General features: G+C 55.7%; 17 protein-coding genes, 2 pseudogenes and 1 riboswitch. Of the genes and pseudogenes, 7 read left to right on the top strand and 12 right to left on the bottom strand.

Annotated features, from left to right (window positions below):
* The first annotated feature begins 394 nt into the window (after positions 1-394).
* Positions 395-766, top strand: coding sequence for an iron chaperone (locus tag FE781_RS13920; RefSeq protein WP_138790242.1), 372 nt, complete (start codon positions 395-397; stop codon positions 764-766).
* 108 nt (positions 767-874) lie between these two features.
* Here the strand turns inward: FE781_RS13920 and FE781_RS18025 are convergent, their stop codons facing one another.
* On the bottom strand, positions 875-1,633 hold the full coding sequence (locus FE781_RS18025) for a glycerol-3-phosphate acyltransferase (protein WP_379252373.1): 759 nt from the start codon (positions 1,631-1,633) through the stop codon (positions 875-877).
* Between FE781_RS18025 and FE781_RS18165 the strand changes: the two are divergent.
* From FE781_RS18165 to FE781_RS13935, 3 genes and pseudogenes are all read left to right on the top strand, one after another.
* Positions 1,557-1,721 (top strand): annotated as a pseudogene (locus tag FE781_RS18165) (GntR family transcriptional regulator); the annotation flags it as partial. The gene FE781_RS18025 and the pseudogene FE781_RS18165 sit on opposite strands and share 77 nt — an antisense overlap.
* A 93-nt stretch (positions 1,722-1,814) precedes the next feature.
* Positions 1,815-2,048 carry a hypothetical protein gene (locus tag FE781_RS17855; RefSeq protein WP_246068179.1) on the top strand — a complete coding sequence of 78 codons (234 nt, stop codon included), beginning with the start codon at positions 1,815-1,817 and terminating at the stop codon, positions 2,046-2,048.
* Positions 2,045-2,248 carry a hypothetical protein gene (locus tag FE781_RS13935; RefSeq protein WP_138790245.1) on the top strand — a complete coding sequence of 68 codons (204 nt, stop codon included), beginning with the start codon at positions 2,045-2,047 and terminating at the stop codon, positions 2,246-2,248. Before FE781_RS17855 ends, FE781_RS13935 begins: the two co-directional genes overlap by 4 nt.
* Before the next feature lie 210 nt (positions 2,249-2,458).
* On the opposite strand, the pseudogene FE781_RS13940 reads toward FE781_RS13935, so the two are convergent.
* Positions 2,459-3,116 (bottom strand): annotated as a pseudogene (locus tag FE781_RS13940) (MFS transporter); the annotation flags it as partial.
* A gap of 243 nt (positions 3,117-3,359) precedes the next feature.
* On the opposite strand from FE781_RS13940, the gene FE781_RS13945 reads away from it, so the two are divergent.
* On the top strand, positions 3,360-3,539 hold the full coding sequence (locus FE781_RS13945; RefSeq protein ID WP_138790246.1) for a hypothetical protein: 180 nt from the start codon (positions 3,360-3,362) through the stop codon (positions 3,537-3,539).
* Positions 3,540-3,862: 323 nt separating this feature from the next.
* On the opposite strand, the gene FE781_RS13950 is transcribed toward FE781_RS13945, so the two are convergent.
* The 4 genes from FE781_RS13950 to FE781_RS13965 form a co-directional block, all read right to left on the bottom strand.
* Positions 3,863-4,210 carry a hypothetical protein gene (locus FE781_RS13950; RefSeq protein WP_138790247.1) on the bottom strand — a complete coding sequence of 116 codons (348 nt, stop codon included), beginning with the start codon at positions 4,208-4,210 and terminating at the stop codon, positions 3,863-3,865.
* 146 nt (positions 4,211-4,356) lie between these two features.
* Entirely contained in the window at positions 4,357-5,529 is a 1,173-nt protein-coding gene (locus FE781_RS13955) for a Ger(x)C family spore germination protein (RefSeq protein WP_138790248.1), read from the bottom strand.
* Complete coding sequence (locus tag FE781_RS13960; RefSeq protein ID WP_138790249.1) at positions 5,526-7,091, bottom strand: spore germination protein; 1,566 nt, start codon at positions 7,089-7,091, stop codon at positions 5,526-5,528. The genes FE781_RS13955 and FE781_RS13960 overlap by 4 nt, the downstream gene beginning before the upstream one ends.
* 6 nt (positions 7,092-7,097) lie before the next feature.
* Positions 7,098-8,162: a GerAB/ArcD/ProY family transporter gene (locus FE781_RS13965; protein ID WP_138790250.1), complete on the bottom strand. Its 1,065-nt coding sequence runs from the start codon at positions 8,160-8,162 to the stop codon at positions 7,098-7,100.
* Here FE781_RS13965 and FE781_RS13970 point away from each other — a divergent pair.
* Positions 8,161-8,538: a TetR family transcriptional regulator gene (locus FE781_RS13970; protein ID WP_246068180.1), complete on the top strand. Its 378-nt coding sequence runs from the start codon at positions 8,161-8,163 to the stop codon at positions 8,536-8,538. The genes FE781_RS13965 and FE781_RS13970 overlap by 2 nt on opposite strands.
* Positions 8,539-8,824: 286 nt before the next feature.
* Complete coding sequence (locus FE781_RS13975) at positions 8,825-9,043, top strand: DUF2905 domain-containing protein (RefSeq protein ID WP_138790251.1); 219 nt, start codon at positions 8,825-8,827, stop codon at positions 9,041-9,043.
* A gap of 72 nt (positions 9,044-9,115) precedes the next feature.
* Here the strand turns inward: FE781_RS13975 and FE781_RS13980 are convergent, their stop codons facing one another.
* From FE781_RS13980 to FE781_RS14005, 6 genes are all read right to left on the bottom strand, one after another.
* A complete protein-coding gene (locus tag FE781_RS13980; RefSeq protein ID WP_138790252.1) occupies positions 9,116-10,405 on the bottom strand; it encodes a nucleobase:cation symporter-2 family protein in 1,290 nt (429 codons plus the stop codon).
* A 1-nt stretch (position 10,406) separates the two neighbouring features.
* Positions 10,407-11,012, bottom strand: coding sequence for a xanthine phosphoribosyltransferase (locus tag FE781_RS13985; RefSeq protein WP_138790294.1), 606 nt, complete (start codon positions 11,010-11,012; stop codon positions 10,407-10,409).
* Positions 11,013-11,171: 159 nt separating this feature from the next.
* A riboswitch (purine riboswitch) is annotated at positions 11,172-11,275 on the bottom strand.
* A 58-nt stretch (positions 11,276-11,333) separates the two neighbouring features.
* Positions 11,334-13,046: a glycoside hydrolase family 13 protein gene (locus tag FE781_RS13990; protein WP_138790253.1), complete on the bottom strand. Its 1,713-nt coding sequence runs from the start codon at positions 13,044-13,046 to the stop codon at positions 11,334-11,336.
* A 140-nt stretch (positions 13,047-13,186) separates the two neighbouring features.
* On the bottom strand, positions 13,187-14,158 hold the full coding sequence (locus FE781_RS13995; protein WP_138790254.1) for an arsenic resistance protein: 972 nt from the start codon (positions 14,156-14,158) through the stop codon (positions 13,187-13,189).
* Positions 14,159-14,175: 17 nt separating this feature from the next.
* The gene (locus tag FE781_RS14000) at positions 14,176-15,354 is read right to left on the bottom strand and encodes a MalY/PatB family protein (RefSeq protein ID WP_138790255.1); all 1,179 of its coding nucleotides are present in this window, start codon (positions 15,352-15,354) and stop codon (positions 14,176-14,178) included.
* Between the two features lie 15 nt (positions 15,355-15,369).
* Positions 15,370-15,648, bottom strand: a complete 279-nt coding sequence (locus FE781_RS14005) for a DUF2277 domain-containing protein (RefSeq protein WP_138790256.1) — start codon at positions 15,646-15,648, stop codon at positions 15,370-15,372.
* Between the last annotated feature and the right edge of the window lie 84 nt (positions 15,649-15,732).

Consider the following 15,732-nt stretch of genomic DNA (forward strand, 5'->3'; position numbering starts at 1 on the left):
TGGAGTATAACCGCATCCGTATCCATTCGTCGATCGGTTATCTGACTCCGTATTTGTACGAAAAAAGGTACTATGAGCAACTCCAGGCAGGATAAAAGTTGTGTCCACTTTCTTGACAGTGATCCACAACTGGAGCAGCACTGTTGATAACCCTATCGGTACGGCTCTTATGTGAAGTTCTTTGGTATCGATGGACAACATTTGGTGAATCTGCAGCTCTGGTAAGTCGAGCATTTCATTGATATACTTAGTCTGTCTCTGTGGGTTCTGTTACAGAGTTAAAAATTGGATTTATGGTAGGTAACTATAAGTAGATTCTGTGAGGAGTTTTAACGATGAATGGGTTTGAGGAACTTCTCTGAACGACATAAGTTTTATTTTAGGAGGGAACAGCATGGAAGTTTTTGCAGAATATTTAGCGCAGATTGATAACCCGCAACATCGAGCCCGAACGGAAGAAGTTTTGACTTGGGTGACCAAGAAATTTCCGAATTTAATGCCCAAAATTGCGTGGAACCAGCCTATGTTTACCGATCACGGCACATTTATTATTGGCTTTAGCGTATCCAGACATCATTTGGCTGTTGCCCCTGAAAGGGCGGGGATTATTCATTTTTCTGATCAGATTGTGCAGGCTGGCTATGATCACACCAAGCAGTTGGTACGTATCCCGTGGGATAGTCCGGTTGATTTCTCATTACTTGAGAAAATGATCGAGTTTAATATTTTGGATAAGGCAGACTGTTCAACTTTTTGGCGGAAATAAAAAAATATGATAGCCCTTAGAGGCATCAATTTGGGTTGCATGAGCTACACCCCGTTGATCGTTCCGCCGCCCGTTAAGCCGATTCGCCGAAACCCTTTGCTTTGCTGCTCACAGCCTTCCGCGAGATGCCGGAAGCCGTCCGAAGAATCGCCGCAGCTCCCGCCTGTGCGTATAGACGAGCAGCAGAGAATTGACCAGCCACAGTCCCAGGATGGCGCAGGAATAACCGCTTGCGGCCAAGTAGACGGACAGGAGCAGCATGCCGAATACGACTTGAAAGCCGTCCGCTTCGGCGGAGGTCGGCCTCCCCTTGTTGATCCATCGGGCGGCCGCCAGCAGCACGGCAAGGATGACGGCATAAGCCAGAGAAGCGGAGAATTCGGTCGCTGCGCTCCATACGCCGAAGGTGACCGCGATCGCCTTCCCGCCCCTCCCTTTCAAAAACGGAGAAAACGCGTGACCCAAGACGGGAGCCGCCGCGACCGGAACGATGGCATAACCGGAGACGTCCACGTCGATATGTTCGCTCATCGCGCGCGCCGTCTTCGGATTTGCGGTGATCTTGATGACCGGCTCGATCGGATTGCCGATGATGTTGCCTTGGCCCGCCGGGAAAAAATGCACCACGGCGCCGGCCGCCGCCATCAGCGTCACGCACTCGGCCGCGGCCGACGAAGTATCCATAAAGTACAAGCCCGGGCCGTTCCGCGGGGCTTCCGCCGGCTTCAAGACGCTGATCACCGGACGGCTTCCCGTCTTCTCGATGTTGCCGAGCGCCTTCTCTTCTATCGTGGACAGCCCGCCGGCGATATTGCCCTGCGTCGGCTGCGATCCCAGAACGTATTCGATCCTGAAGGATAAGATCATCAAGCGGGAGTTCAACCCCCGCCAGAAGCTCTCCATTCCGGAGCTCTCGGAGCAGCTCGGCGTAAGCCGGACGCCCGTCCGGGACGCCTTGAACCTTCTGGAGAAGGACGGATTGGTGAAGACCGTGTCCAAGGTCGGGACGTTTGTGACGGCCATCTCGGCGGAAGACGTTCTGGAAATCATGGATACCCGCCTGATGATCGAACATTGGGTGGTCGAGCATTTACCGAAACGGTCGGCGGCGGAGATTCAATCCGCCATTGCAAGCATGGAAAAAATACAGGAGGTTTCGACCTATGTCGTCGGCCACTCCCGCCTGGAAGCCTATCACGAAGGGGATTACAATCTGCTCTTTCATATGGAATTCATTAAATTGGGGGGAACAAAAAGATTCTGGAAGTGTACCGGAATATGATGAATTACCGCTTCCTTGCGATGAAAACCACCCTGACCACCAAGGAAATGGTGCTGCACTCCCTGAACCAGCACCAACAAATCATTCAAGCCCTCAAGTCGGGCTCGCAATCGGATTTGAAGCGGATCGTCAGCGAACATCTGGAGGATGCGAAAATCCGGTTATACCGGAATGTCAACCTGAACGGAGGAGAAATATGAGGAACATCGAGGGGGAGCCGCAAACCGTTACGGCTCTCCCTCTCGTCGCTGCGGGAATCACCCCTGTTGCGGCTGCAGGGAGCCCGCGGTCCGAGCCTTCGATCCAGGCCGGATCGCGAACAAGGCGATTGCCGCGGCGGCGGCCCCTATCCCCGCCATGCCCCAGAACAGAGACGGCGCATACGTCTTCATGAGATAAGCCGCCGCCGGCGGCCCTGCCGCGACGCCGGCGAACCTCATGCCGATGCGATGTACAGCGAACTGATGGTGCCCCGCTGCTTCTTCTCGATTCCTTCCGTGAGCAGCGCGTCCAGGCACGGAAGCGCCATCCCGATTCCGAACCCGGCGGTGCTTAGGCACGCGATGCGGCCCACGATGCCTTCGACGGCCAAGCAAGCGGCAGCGGCAGCGGCGGTTCTTCGTTCTGTTTCGGCTTCGGCTTTTTGACCCATGCGATCACGAGCACAACCGATATCAGGCACAAAGCGGGAACCGTCCAGAACGGAATGAACCAGGCGATGGCAGCGAGCGCGGAGCCCGCAATCGGACTCAGCACCTTGCCGAACGTATTGGCCGTCTCGATCAGACCGAGTCCGGAGCTGACTTCCTCCTCGCTCCTGAACATATCGCCGACCAAGGGCAGCACGATGGGCATCGCCCCGGCCGCTCCGATTCCTTGCAGCATGCGCCCCGCCAAAATGACGGCGTAGGCGTTGTTCGTCAGAAAAGCTCCCGCTCCGCATACGGCTCCGCCGATTCCGGCGACGATCAGACTTGGAATGATGACCACTTTGCGTCCCAACCGGTCGGACAAATAACCCGCCACCGGCGTAAACAAAATGGCCATGATCGAATACACCGTGATAACCCCTATTCTGCTCATTATTTCATGATGCATACCCCGGCTCCAGCGGAATCGAAGAAACAGGCGGAAGCGTCCGAGCCGGCTTTTCGCGCACCGCCCCGATGCCCATCGCCTGTTCCCGCCGGGGGCGCCGCAGGGAAAAACAATTAGAGCCAATTGCGCCCTTTTATTCTCCTCTCGGCGGGAGCATAATGAAAACCGGCTGCCACCATCATCCAAACCATCTACAGGAGGGCATTCGACATCATGTATACCTGTTTTGAAACGGAGAAGCTATGGGAATTCCGCGAAGCGGAATGGGAGCGGCTTACGCGCCGGGACCTGATGATCAGACGGGAACCGCGCGCCGAACGGTACCGCCCGAGGCCGGAGCGGCCGGGCCAAAGCATGGACGCCAAGAACAGCAAGCGATTCCCGCCGAATTAACGAAGCTTCCTTGCGCCCCGATGCACTCCCCCCCTTGTTCCTCTCCCCCGAATGTTCGTTTTTTCCATAGTCCCATCCCGTTGCACGAAACTCATATCGAAGCCGCTCCTCTCCTACCCCATCTCCAAGACCATCGCGGCCGATCTGGTCGCTTCTATCTCCATGTCGGTCCCGAATTGCTGTCGGCGCTGCGCAAAGAAAAATGGCCCGTTGTCAAATATCCCGGCTATTCGAGGCCTGCGTGACCGCTTAAGGCGTGCGATGCGCCTGCTCGCCAAAAAACCATCGCGAATGTTCGCGATGGTTTTTTGGCATGCGGCGTTTTATTGGTGACTCGGACTGTAGGCGCCGCCGCGGTAAGGCTGCTGCTGAATCTGCGCCTGCTGGCTGAACGAATTGATCTGATTGACGGATTGCTCAAGCTGATGACAAAGCTGAGACACTTGCTGCATTTGCTGGATTGCCATTTGATGCCCTTGCAGCGCCGTTTGAATCAGTTGAGCCGCTTTTTGCTCGCGACGCGCAATCTCTTCCAACTGCTGGCTGTTCTGCTGCTCCTGTTGAAGCATTTGCTGATACATCTGGGAAGCTTGCTGGGTCTGGCTGATCAGTTGGTGAATCACGCTTTGGCATTGGTGCAGTTGGTTCGCCAGATTATAGTTTCCGTACATGCTGCAATTCCTCCTGAGGGTTAGGGTGAGAGAGCCGCCTCCGGCTCCTCCCGAGAAAGTATTGTTCCAAGAACCCGCGGACTTATGCGGGCATGGGCCGGATGGCGTTCAAGGGAAACGGGACTCCGGCCGTTCGGCAACGTTCGTTACGGATTCGTACCGCTGTCGGACATGCCGGGTTGAAATTTATATCTTCCGGTACTGCTCAAACGAACCGTAACCTTGACATTGCGCAGAGCGTCTTGATGCAAGATAAACCGGTTTCCGTCCGTCAGCCGGTGAAAAGTGGCGGGATTGCGCCGGAACAGCGATTCGCCCAAATTATAAATATCCACGTTCCGCTCGTATGCTTTCCGGTATGTGGACCGGATCTGCTCTTCTATTTTCTGTCCGGCCAATTGCACCAATTCGCGTTCCGTCAATTCCTGATGCTGCTCGTTGATTTGGGCCTTCACGGAGACGGTGACGTCAAAATACGCGCGATCGCCCTGAACGTCGGGCTTGATTTTAATGTTCGGGTTTTCGAGAACCAGCACGGCGGCCGGTTTGTCTTCCTCGCCGATCGGAAGAGGCATGCGTACCGTGTCTTCGCGCATCCACGGAAGTCCTTCCAAATCGGTCACCTTCATTTGACCCATATACCGCTGGGATTGAAACAGGTCCAGGCCGTTATACTCCAGCAGGGAGTGGTTTCGGCCGCTTTCCATCCACTGATCGCGGTTGATCGTCAAACACGGCAAATAAGCGGCGAGCGCCTTTTCTTTCATCAACATAATAAATTGATAGAGCCTGATCGGCCGGATCAACGAACGTTGCCGGTAAATTTCCTCCGGATTGTTCAGAATGGAAGATTTCGGAGACAGCCTGAAAAACGGAATGACGTTAAACAACTCGTCGATCGGTTCTTTGGTGCTGAATGCCCAAATCAAGTAACGAATTTCCCGGTAGCGGTTGACCAGTTCCAGCACTTCCTGGTACCTGTTGTCCCGCAGCATGCTTTCGCTGAACACAATGGCTTCGACGTGCCCCCATGTCACCAATTGCTGCGACGTTCGATACAAACGGTTAGCCGCCTCCGTAAAGGACTTGCCAGCCCCCTTTCCGACCCAGACGGGAGCTTCCGTCTTTTTTTGCTGCCCTTCCAGCTTGGCAACCGAAGAAAAGTCCAATATTTGGAGATAGACGATATAATCTCCGTCCTGATAATCGACGCCGATGGCGGAAGGGTACGTGATGTCGTGCACTTCCCGGTTGCTCCAACAACCGGTCGTAACCGCAACCATCGCGAGCAATACCAACGACACGTTCAAACGCTTCATGTCGCGCCATCTCCCTGATTGGTTTGATCGTTCGGACGCAGCAAGGAGGGCCGCCTTTTTTTCCATGGCCACGGCATCCGCAAAAACACGTGCGCCATATCCTTGAAAAACGGCGGGGACAACGGCGCCAAATACGGCACGCCGTAGGACTGCAAGCTCGCCAGATGAATCAGCAGGATAAACACGCCCAGGAAAAATCCGTACAAGCCGAACAGCGAGGCCAGGAAAAAAATAAAAAAACGCAGCGTGCTGACCGTTCCGATCAAAGACACATTGGCGATGGTTGCGCCGAATACCTGCGTAATCGCCCCGATAACGACAATCGCCGGAGACAGAAATCCGGCCCGAATGGCGGCGTCGCCGATGATCAATCCTCCGACGACCGTCAGCGTCGAACCGATCGAAGGCGAGAGACGGACGCTGGCCTCCCTCAAGATTTCCAAAAAAATTAAGGCCAGGAACATTTCCTGGGTGATCGACAGCGGAATGCCGAGCCGGTTCATCGTGATGGTCGCGAGAAGAAAAAACGGGATTTGATCCTGATGGTGAGCCAGCAATGAAACCCAAAAGGCCGGCAGCAATAAAGACACAACCAGCCCCAGCAGACGAATCGATTGCCCGAAGGAAGCGGAAAACCACGAAATGTGGTTGTCCTCGGGCGTTTTAAGCACCATGGTTAAAGTGGCCGGGGCGATCAGGGCAGCCGGGGTTCCTTCCACGAGCAGAACGAAGCGTCCGTTTAACAAGCAGTTGACCGCCCAATCCGGGCGTCCCGTATACACCATCAGCGGAAACATGGAAAGCGAAGGCGATAACAGCTCCTCCAGTTGCGTCGCGCTGAATATCCCGTCAATGTTAACGCTCCGAAGCTGCGCTCGCACCTCCTGGATGATATTGGAATTAGCAATATCGTTTAAATACATCAATCCGACTTTCGTCTTCGTGCGTTCGCCGATCACAATCGTCTCCGACGCCAACGTAACCGATCGGATGCGTTTGCGGATCAGCGCGATATTCGTCGCCACCTCTTCGACAAAGCAGTCCCTTGACCCCCGCACCGAAATGTCGATGTGCGAATCATCCGGCTGCCGTGTCGGCATCGAGGCGATGTCCACGGAGCCAAGCGCGTGAAGAGCCGGAATAAACAAAATGAGCCTGCCTTCGAATATTTGCTGTTCGGCTCTTTTCTCCCAATCGTCCTCCTGGAACCATTCCAACTGCAATTGAGTGGCCTTCGACAGCAGATTTACGTCCGAAAAGCCATAAATTTCGTAATATTGGTTCAGGGCTGGAAGAACCACCTCGTTCAGCATTTGTTGCGTATCACACAAGCCTTCGCAATAAACGAAGATAACGGTTGAATCGGGATCGTCCGGTTTCAACGAATACACATGATGCTTGACGTCGCCGCATGGGCTGAACAACGCCAATACATGGTTGGCATTCAGAGCCGCCTTTTGCCTCGGCATCGGACGCGATTTCGCATATTCCCGCATCCCGGGCCGGTTCGATTCGGAGCCGAGCCGGTTGAACCATCGATTTAACCATGCTCTTAAGGACATCGGCGTTCACCTTCTTACGAAGCTGGAAATCCATATTTTCGATACGAACAGCACAGTCAAACCAAGCACCAAGCATAGGAAAACAGGGAAATACACTTTTTCGAGAAAAACCACAAATAGAGCATCGCTGATCGGCAGGACGACAACGACGATCATGAGGACGCCGGTCAAAACCAGCCAGATCCATCTGGTCTTCGGCTTCCAGAAGTCGACGATCAGGAACAAGACCAGCGACACCCGGATAAACATGCCGGAAAGCCATTGATAAATGGAAAAAAAGTCGAGGTGAGCCAAATATCGCCCAAGTTGCACCATACGCCATTGTTCAAAAGCGGGATACCGCTGCTCGGCCGCCTCGTCCGGTCCAAAAATGGCGATGGAACCCGTCAGCGGTCCCATGATCAGACCGGCCAACAAGATGCTGACGATCAGGAGGCTCCAGTATTTCGGCGTCTTTGACAAGTGCTCCTGAAAAAAAAGCAGCCCGAACAGTTCCAATATGCCTCCGGCCGCATATGTAACCCCCTTCCAGATCGGTGTCATCCCGTATTCCATGACCGGGAACAACAGATCGTAATTCTTGTAATTAAAATTGGCGATCGAGACAAAATCGCCAAGCACGATCACCATCGGCAGCAAAATCCCCGCGACGATGGCAACGGAACGCAAACCGGCGTTAGCGGCAAGCACGCAGCCGGTCACGGTCGCAAGCACGACAGCAAATATGGGCGTTTGCGGCAAATAGGAGGACACGGTCCATGAAATCGTATCCTTTAACGAAAGGGTTCCCATGAAAAACAACTGGATGGAGAAAAAAAGTAGCAGAATCTTGGCCAGCGCTCCACCAAAATGCCGTGACAGCCAAATCCTGAGCGGGATTCCGTTCATGTCCTTGATGATGTAGGACAAACAAGCGATCCATACCGGAGTAATCGCCAACGCCGCCAGAACGGACAACCATGCATCCCGCTTGGCGGCCGTCAGCAATATCGGAATAACGATCACGTGATTCAAGATGCCGATGGCCATCACAACGAGAATATACCCTTGCAACAGAGAGATTTTGTTCATGGGCCGAATAGCAATCACCTCCCCGCTTCCTTTGTCCAATATATCGTTTCCATTTCGCTTCCGGTGTTATTCATTACCCTGCACGCTTCATCACCGTCAGCATCGCCGTCAGCGCCGCCATCGTGACAGCCGTCTGCCTGCTCACGAGAAACAATCGTTCATCGCCAAGGCGAGGCGCGCGCAAATCATCGACGCGGCGATCGCCACGCTGGATGAAATCGGCTACGTCAACACCAGTCTGGCCCAAATCGCCAAACGGGCCGGAATCAGCACCGCTTTGATTTCGTACCACTTCAAGGACAAAAACGATCTGATGGATCATACGCTGATGACCTTGCTCCACGACGAGGCCTCCTATGTCATGGAGAGAACCTAAACGGCGGCAACCCCCCGGGAAAAGCTGCACGCCTTCATTACATCCAGCCTCGCTTATCAGGGCACCCGGCCCAAGCACAACACGGCGTTGATCGAGATCGTCTTTCATGCCCGGACGCCAGACAACGCTCCTTACTACAAGCTGAACGACTCATGATCCTGAACGGCCGCAATGCCAACGATCCGAGCCAATAAGATAACCCTCAACCGCAATATATGTCCGATAAACTCCGGACAACTGGAACAAGTCCTTCCGGTTTGGGTATAATTGTAGAAGGTGATGGTAAATGAATATGGCCAAATTGCTGATCGGGTCCGGCATCGCGTTGATCGTCGCCGGCCTGCTTTGGATGCTGCTGGGCCGTTTTATCCATCTGGGCCGTCTGCCCGGCGATATCGTGGTCGAGAAGGAAAACTTCAAATTTTACTTTCCGATCGTGACCTGCATTCTGTTAAGCGCGGCGCTCTCTCTGATCGCCTACCTGATCCGGTGGCTGACCAAGTGAAGTCTCGCGTCAAGAAGAAAACAGCGCCTCGTCCTTGAACAAGGACGAGGCGCTGTTTTCTTGCAAAAGCCGTCAGGAATGCGGCTGGACAGCCGGGACCGCTTCGCTCTTTCTCGAGATAAACAGGTTCATCACGATGGCGGTCAGTGAGCCGGACACGATGCCGTTCTGCAGAAGCATCTTCGCGAAGTCCGGCAGTTGGTCGAACATCTGCGGCAGCGTCGCCGAGCCCAGGCCGACCGCGATGCTGCAGGCGGCGATCAGCAGATTGCCGTCCTTGCGCAGATCGACCTGCGACAAGATCGAGATGCCGGAGGCCGCGACCGAGCCGAACATGACGATCATGGCGCCGCCGAGCACGGCATTGGGGATGACGGTCGTCAGGGCGGCCAGCTTGGGAAGCAAGCCGAGGACCACCATGATGCCGCCTGCGGCAAAGATAACGTCCCGGGATTTCACCTTCGTCAGCGAGATCAGGCCGACGTTCTGCGAGAACGCCGTATAAGGGAACGCGTTAAAGATGCCGCCCAGCGTAATCGCAAGGCCCTCGGAACGCAGACCGTTCACGATCTGCGCCGGTTCGACCTTCTGATCCGTCGCCTTGCCGACCGCAAGGTACACGCCTGTGGACTCCACCATGCTGACGATATTGACGAGAATCATCGTGATCACGGCCGTCAAGCTGATCTGGGGAACGCCGAAGTAAAACGGCTGCGCGATGCTGACCCAGGAAGCTTCCCCGACGGACGAGAAATCGACGATGCCCATGAAGTACCCGGCAACCGTACCGGCCGCCAAGCCGATCAGCACGGATATCGCCCGCATAAATCCTTTGGCCAGACGGTTCACGACCAGGATCACGATCAGCGTGACAACGGCCAGCAGCAGATTGCGCGGCTCGCCGAAATCGGGGCTTCCCTGTCCGCCTGCCGCGTTGTTCATCGCGACGGGAATCAGCGACAACCCGATGATCGTGACCACCGAGCCGATGACGATCGTCGGGAAGAACTTTAACATCTTCCCGTACAACGGAGCGGCCAACACGACGAATAAGCCGGATAAGATCACGGCCCCGTATACGGTAGCCAGATTCGATGAAGACGCAATGGCGATAATCGGGCCGACAGCGGTGAACGTACAGCCCAATACGACGGGAAGGCGGCTGCCGAAATACTTGGTTCCCATCGTCTGCAGGTTCGTGGCAATCCCGCAGGTGAACAAGTCGGCCGCGATCAGATACGCCATCTGGGCGGCGGATAACTGAAGCGCTCCCCCCACGATCAGAGGCACGACGACAGCCCCCGCGTACATCGCCAACACGTGCTGCAAGCCTAAGGCAAATACTCGTTGTTTGCTTAACATCTTATACCGTCTCCTTGACGCGATGGATTGCGCTTTCCTCTATAAACCGGATCTCGCCCGGCGACATCGAAGCGATTCGGGCCAGCGAGTGGACTCGGACGTTCATCTCCTCCAGCAGCCGGCGGCCTTCCTGGAAGCTTTTCTCGATCACGCAGCCTACGCCCGCCAGCTTCGCCCCGGATTCCCTGACGATATTCACCAGACCCACCAGCGCGGCTCCCGTCGCGAGAAAATCGTCCACGATCAGCACCCGGTCGCTCGGGCTCAGATATTTCCGGGAAACGCTGACTTGATACGTCTCCCCGCGGGTGAACGAATGCACCGGCGCCGAATACACCTCCTCGGAGAGCGTAACGGCTTTTTTCTTTTTCGCATAAATAAAAGGCACGTTCAGCGCAATTCCCGTCGCCATCGCAAACTGTATGCCGCTGGCTTCAATGGTGAGCACTTTCGTTACCGCTTCGTCGGCGAAGATCCGACCGAACTCGCGGCCGATCTCCAGCGCGAGCCGCGTATCCACCTGGTGATTCAGAAACGAATCGACTTTCAGCACCGTGTCGGACAAAATTAATCCCTCTTGGCGTATGCGTTCCTCAAGCACTTTCATCGCCATCCACAGCTCCTTCTCGACATGAAAAAAGGGACAAGCTCCTTGAGCGGTTTCTCAAGTGAAGCTTGTCCCCGGGGTTTATCCCTTATGGCGGCACGCCGCGTGCCAGCATCTGTCCGGACCGTTCCCCGCGTCGCGCTGGAGGACGGAATCCGGGATGCACTCGCTCTCACTCATAGTCGGACGATTACAGTGGTCATCCGGTAGAAACTTATGGGCCATATTCCCAAAATTATATGAGCACGATGAAGTTGTACGTTGATTATACTACACACTCTTTCACGACGTTGCAAGAGGGAATTCGTAGATTCGTCCGATTTATTGCGCTTCGGCCTTGCCGATCCGGTAAACGCGCGCCTCGTACGGCTTCAACGCAATCAAGTCCGGCAGCGGCGAAGGTCCAAGGTGTTCCGGCGCAGGGTAATTGCCGAGAACAAGCTCGGCCTCGCATCCGGCCCACGGCTCCGGCAAGCTTGCGGTTGCCTCCCGTTCGGAGAAGCTGCAGATGACGATCAGCGCTTCATCCCCCAGCCTGCGCGCATATGCGTAGAGCTGTTCGTCGTCGGGAAGCAGCAGCTCGTAGTTGCCGTAGATTGCCGTATCGTGGCTCTGCCGGAAGGCGATCAGCCGCTTGTAATAGTTGAGGACGGAATCCGAATCCTGGAGCTGCCGCTGCACGTTAATCTCGGGATAGTTCGGGTTGACCTTGATCCAGGGCGTCCCGGTCGTAAAGCCGGCGTTCGCTTCCGCCGTCCATTGCATCGGCGTGCGGGAATTATCCCGGCCTTGGCTGTATACGGCCCGCAGGATCTCCCGCTCCGATTTCCCTTCCGCCCTGCCTTCCCGGTACAGGTTCATGATCTCGACATCCCGGTAATCCTCGATCGTCTCGAAACGAACGTTGGTCATGCCGAGCTCCTGGCCTTGGTAGATGTAAGGCGTGCCCTTCATCAGCATATAGCAGGTCGCCAGCATCTTCGCCGACACGCTGCGGAATTTCTCCGAATCGTTGCCGAAGCGCGATACGGAACGCGGCGCGTCGTGATTTTCGAGGAAAAGCGCGTTCCAGCCTTTGCCTTCGAGCCCTTCCTGCCATTTGCTGAGAATCCGCTTCAGATCCGTCAGCTTCCAGTTCGGGTTATAGTCCCATTTGCCGCCGGGACCGTGATCGACCGACATATGCTCGAATTGGAAGATCATATTAAACACGCCGTTGCGTTCGCCGACGAAATCTTCCGCCTGGTGCAGCTCGACGCCGTTCGCTTCGCCGACGGTCATGATGTCGTATTTGGCGAAGGTCTCGTCTCTCAACTCGCGCAGCCAGTCCAGTATGCCTTCCCGGTTGCGGTGGCCGTCCCAGGACGGAACGTACCGCTTGTTGTCGGGGTTGGGCAGATCGGGCAACCCGTCGATCTTCTTGATATGCGTGATCGCGTCTACGCGGAAGCCGTCTATGCCTTTGTCCAGCCACCAGCGAATCATCTTGTACAGCTCGCGGCGCACCTCGTCGTTCTCCCAGTTGAGGTCCGGCTGGCGGGTGGAGAACAGGTGCAAGTAATATTCGCCGGTCCGCTCGTCGTATTGCCAAGCGGAGCCGCCGAAGATCGATTCCCAGTTGTTCGGTTCGGCTCCGTTCTTGCCCGGACGCCAAATATAATAGTCCCGCTTCGGATTGTCCTTCGACGAGCGGGATTCGGTAAACCAGGGGTGCTCGTCCGACGTATGGTTGATCACCAGATCCATAATCACGCGGATTCCGCGCCGATGCGCTTCCTCCAGCAGCCGGTCGAAGTCGGCCATCGTGCCGAATTCGTCCAGTATATCGTAATAATCGCTGATATCGTAGCCGTTATCGTCGTTCGGCGACTTGTAGATCGGGCAGATCCACAGCACGTTGACGCCGAGGTCTTTCAAATAATCCAGCTTCGACCGGATTCCCTCCAAATCTCCGATGCCGTCCCCGTTCGAATCCATAAAGCTGCGAGGGTAAATTTGATAGACGACGCTTTCTTTCCACCACGTTCGATTCATTTCTGCTTTCGACTCCTAACCGCATAACTGAATGGATCCTAATCATACCCGATCGGGTTAGCCGATAACAACCGACAAAATTGATGCGCAAGGTGTCGAATGTTGATTTATGCGGCAGGGCCGTATGCGCCATCGAACGGTTATCCGGCTTCTTCCTTTAGAACAACCCCCGGAACCAGACGGATATAAATCAGCTCGCCGATGATCTCCACCAGTGTCTGCGCCACGATGACGGAAGTGACCCATGCGCCCGCCTCCCCGGGCAAAGCCAATGCAAACGGCAGCACGACAAGAGAATTGCGGGTCCCTCCGCTGAAGATCAACGCCCGGCCCGCGCCAATGTCCAGTCTGAATAATCGCGCGAACAGGCGGGAAATCCAGGGAGTCACGGCCATATAGACCACGTACACGGGAATCGCATACCGCAACAGCTCGACGGCACCCGACAGCTTTGCGATCTGGGAGGCAACGATCACGAACAACGTTAACGCCATAAACGGCACGGGCAGCCAGGCTGAAGCCTCAAGAAGCTTCTTCCCCCGCCGCCCTCGGCTCGCCCACACCTGCACGAGCACGGCAACAGCGAGCGGAAGCGCGATCAGCCCCAGGAATGCTTCGACGAAAGGTTTGAATTGAACGATGTCCGCCGCCTCCCTGCCCATAAACATCCACAGATAAACAGGCAGCAGCAGCATCTGCGTAATAAAGAGCAGCGGAGTGGATACCAGCATCAGCTTCTCGTTGCCGCGTCCCAGATGCGTAAATACAATCACGTAATCGATGCAGGGAGTAAGCAAAACGAGATAAACACCCAGCAGCAGCGGCGGATGGTCCGGCAAAAACCTCGTCAAGAACCATACGAACAGCGGAATGGCCAAATAGTTGACCGTCAGCAGCGCATATATAAAACGCCGATTGCTTAAGGCCTCTTTCAAACGCAGGAACGGAATCTGCGAAAACATCCCGTACATCAGGACGCCGAGCGTCAGGGGCACGGCCTGCTCCAAGGCCGAACCGATACCGGTCCAGACCAGCCCCGCTCCCGCCGCTGCGGCCAGCGTCCCCAAATAAATCCATACCTGATTGTTTTCCAACTGCTCTCTGGCGATCATTCCGCTCTCCCGTTCGATCACCCGGCCACTTGCCGGGCCGCGTCGCAAAATTGCTTCAGCGCTTGCGCCAGTATCGATCTCGGACAGGCCAGATTGATGCGCAGCCAGCCTTCGCCCTCGGTACCGAACACGGAGCCTTCGCTGAACGCCACCTTGGCTCGCCGGAACATCAGATCCTGCAATCCCTTTTTGTCCAATCCGAGACGGCGGAAGTCCACCCACAGCAGGTAGGTGCCTTCCGGAAGGAGCGGCGCCGCTTCGGGCAGATGCTCGCTCAAATAGTTCAAGGCATATTCCAGATTGCCGCGAACATAATCCATCATCGCCTCAAGCCAGGCTTCCCCTTCCCTGTACCCGGCTTCCACGGCGTCCTGAGCGAAATGCTGCGCCGAGTGCAGCCCCAGCGTTTTTAACCGGAGATCCAGCTTGCGCTTCAAGTCCGCATTGGAGACGATCATGTACGAGGTTTGGAGACCGGGAATATTAAACGTTTTTGTCGCGGCCATGCAGGTGACCGTAATATTCGCGAGCTCCGGAGACAACGAAGCGAACGGGATATGCCGGTGCCCCGGGTAAGTCAAGTCGCAATGGATCTCGTCGGAAACGACCGTTACGCCGTACTGCAAGCAGAGCGCTCCCAACCTCTCCAGCTCTTCGCGCCGCCAGACGCGTCCGCCCGGATTGTGGGGACTGCACAGCAGAAGCAGCCGGGCTCCGCCTTGGAACAACGATTCCAGATGCTCGTAATCCATTTCATACCGGTTGTTGCGCAGGACCAGCGGATTTTTCGCGATGACCCGCTGATTGCTGCGAATTACGTCGTAGAAAGGATAATACACCGGCGTCTGGATGACGACCGGTTCACCCGGCTCGCTGAACAGCTGGACAGCCAGACTGAGCGACGTCACGACGCTCGGCGAGTCGGAGATCCAGCCGGGCCGGATGCTCCACCCGTGCCGGCGGCGGAGCCAATCGACAATCGCGTCGTAGTAGCTTGCCGTGCGGATCGCATACCCGTAATGTCCCAGCATGGCGCGCTGGACCAGCACGTCCCGGATGGCGGGCGGACTCGGAAAGTCCATATCGGCCACCCAGAGCGGAAGCACGTCCTTGCCGCCGAACAGCTTCTCGTTTTGATCCCATTTGTAAGACCGTGTGTTCCGGCGGTCGATGATTTGATCGAAGTTGTATGACATGGGCGTTCACCTCGTTCAATGTTCAGAAGCGCCGAACCGTTTGGCCGCCCTGGCGCGCGCCCGTTCGGCTTCGACTTCTCGGCTGCGCGGCCCGGCCGTCGTGACAAGCGAATCCAGTAACTTCCGCGCGGCCGCGGCCACTTCGTCGACCGCCCGGTTAAACGCGGCTTCGTTCGCTTTGGAAGGTTTGGCGAATCCGGTAAGTTTTCTCACGAATTGAAGCGACGCCGCGCGGATCTCATCATCCGTTGCAGGCGGGTCGAAATTGTACAACGTTTTGATGCTTCGGCACATGGCAGCTCCTTCTTGAAACTGGTTTTCTATCATCTTACTACAACCCGTCCTCTTCCGCCATGTGCGGCCTATCGGACGATAGGA

The sequence above is a fragment of the Paenibacillus thermoaerophilus genome (assembly GCF_005938195.1).
Classification (GTDB): Bacteria; Bacillota; Bacilli; order Paenibacillales; family Reconciliibacillaceae; genus Paenibacillus_W; species Paenibacillus_W thermoaerophilus.

Coding starts and splice junctions, on each gene's coding strand:
- FE781_RS13980 (WP_138790252.1), bottom strand. CDS start 10,405: ATGTTAAGCAAACAACGAGTATTTGCCTTAGGCTTGCAGCACGTGTTG.
- FE781_RS13950 (WP_138790247.1), bottom strand. CDS start 4,210: ATGTACGGAAACTATAATCTGGCGAACCAACTGCACCAATGCCAAAGC.
- FE781_RS14000 (WP_138790255.1), bottom strand. CDS start 15,354: ATGTCATACAACTTCGATCAAATCATCGACCGCCGGAACACACGGTCT.
- FE781_RS13935 (WP_138790245.1), top strand. CDS start 2,045: ATGATGAATTACCGCTTCCTTGCGATGAAAACCACCCTGACCACCAAG.
- FE781_RS13995 (WP_138790254.1), bottom strand. CDS start 14,158: ATGATCGCCAGAGAGCAGTTGGAAAACAATCAGGTATGGATTTATTTG.
- FE781_RS13965 (WP_138790250.1), bottom strand. CDS start 8,162: ATGAACAAAATCTCTCTGTTGCAAGGGTATATTCTCGTTGTGATGGCC.
- FE781_RS13945 (WP_138790246.1), top strand. CDS start 3,360: ATGTATACCTGTTTTGAAACGGAGAAGCTATGGGAATTCCGCGAAGCG.
- FE781_RS13970 (WP_246068180.1), top strand. CDS start 8,161: ATGGGCCGAATAGCAATCACCTCCCCGCTTCCTTTGTCCAATATATCG.
- FE781_RS18025 (WP_379252373.1), bottom strand. CDS start 1,633: ATGATCTTATCCTTCAGGATCGAATACGTTCTGGGATCGCAGCCGACG.
- FE781_RS17855 (WP_246068179.1), top strand. CDS start 1,815: ATGGATACCCGCCTGATGATCGAACATTGGGTGGTCGAGCATTTACCG.
- FE781_RS13975 (WP_138790251.1), top strand. CDS start 8,825: ATGAATATGGCCAAATTGCTGATCGGGTCCGGCATCGCGTTGATCGTC.
- FE781_RS13985 (WP_138790294.1), bottom strand. CDS start 11,012: ATGAAAGTGCTTGAGGAACGCATACGCCAAGAGGGATTAATTTTGTCC.
- FE781_RS13955 (WP_138790248.1), bottom strand. CDS start 5,529: ATGAAGCGTTTGAACGTGTCGTTGGTATTGCTCGCGATGGTTGCGGTT.
- FE781_RS13920 (WP_138790242.1), top strand. CDS start 395: ATGGAAGTTTTTGCAGAATATTTAGCGCAGATTGATAACCCGCAACAT.
- FE781_RS13960 (WP_138790249.1), bottom strand. CDS start 7,091: ATGTCCTTAAGAGCATGGTTAAATCGATGGTTCAACCGGCTCGGCTCC.
- FE781_RS14005 (WP_138790256.1), bottom strand. CDS start 15,648: ATGTGCCGAAGCATCAAAACGTTGTACAATTTCGACCCGCCTGCAACG.
- FE781_RS13990 (WP_138790253.1), bottom strand. CDS start 13,046: ATGAATCGAACGTGGTGGAAAGAAAGCGTCGTCTATCAAATTTACCCT.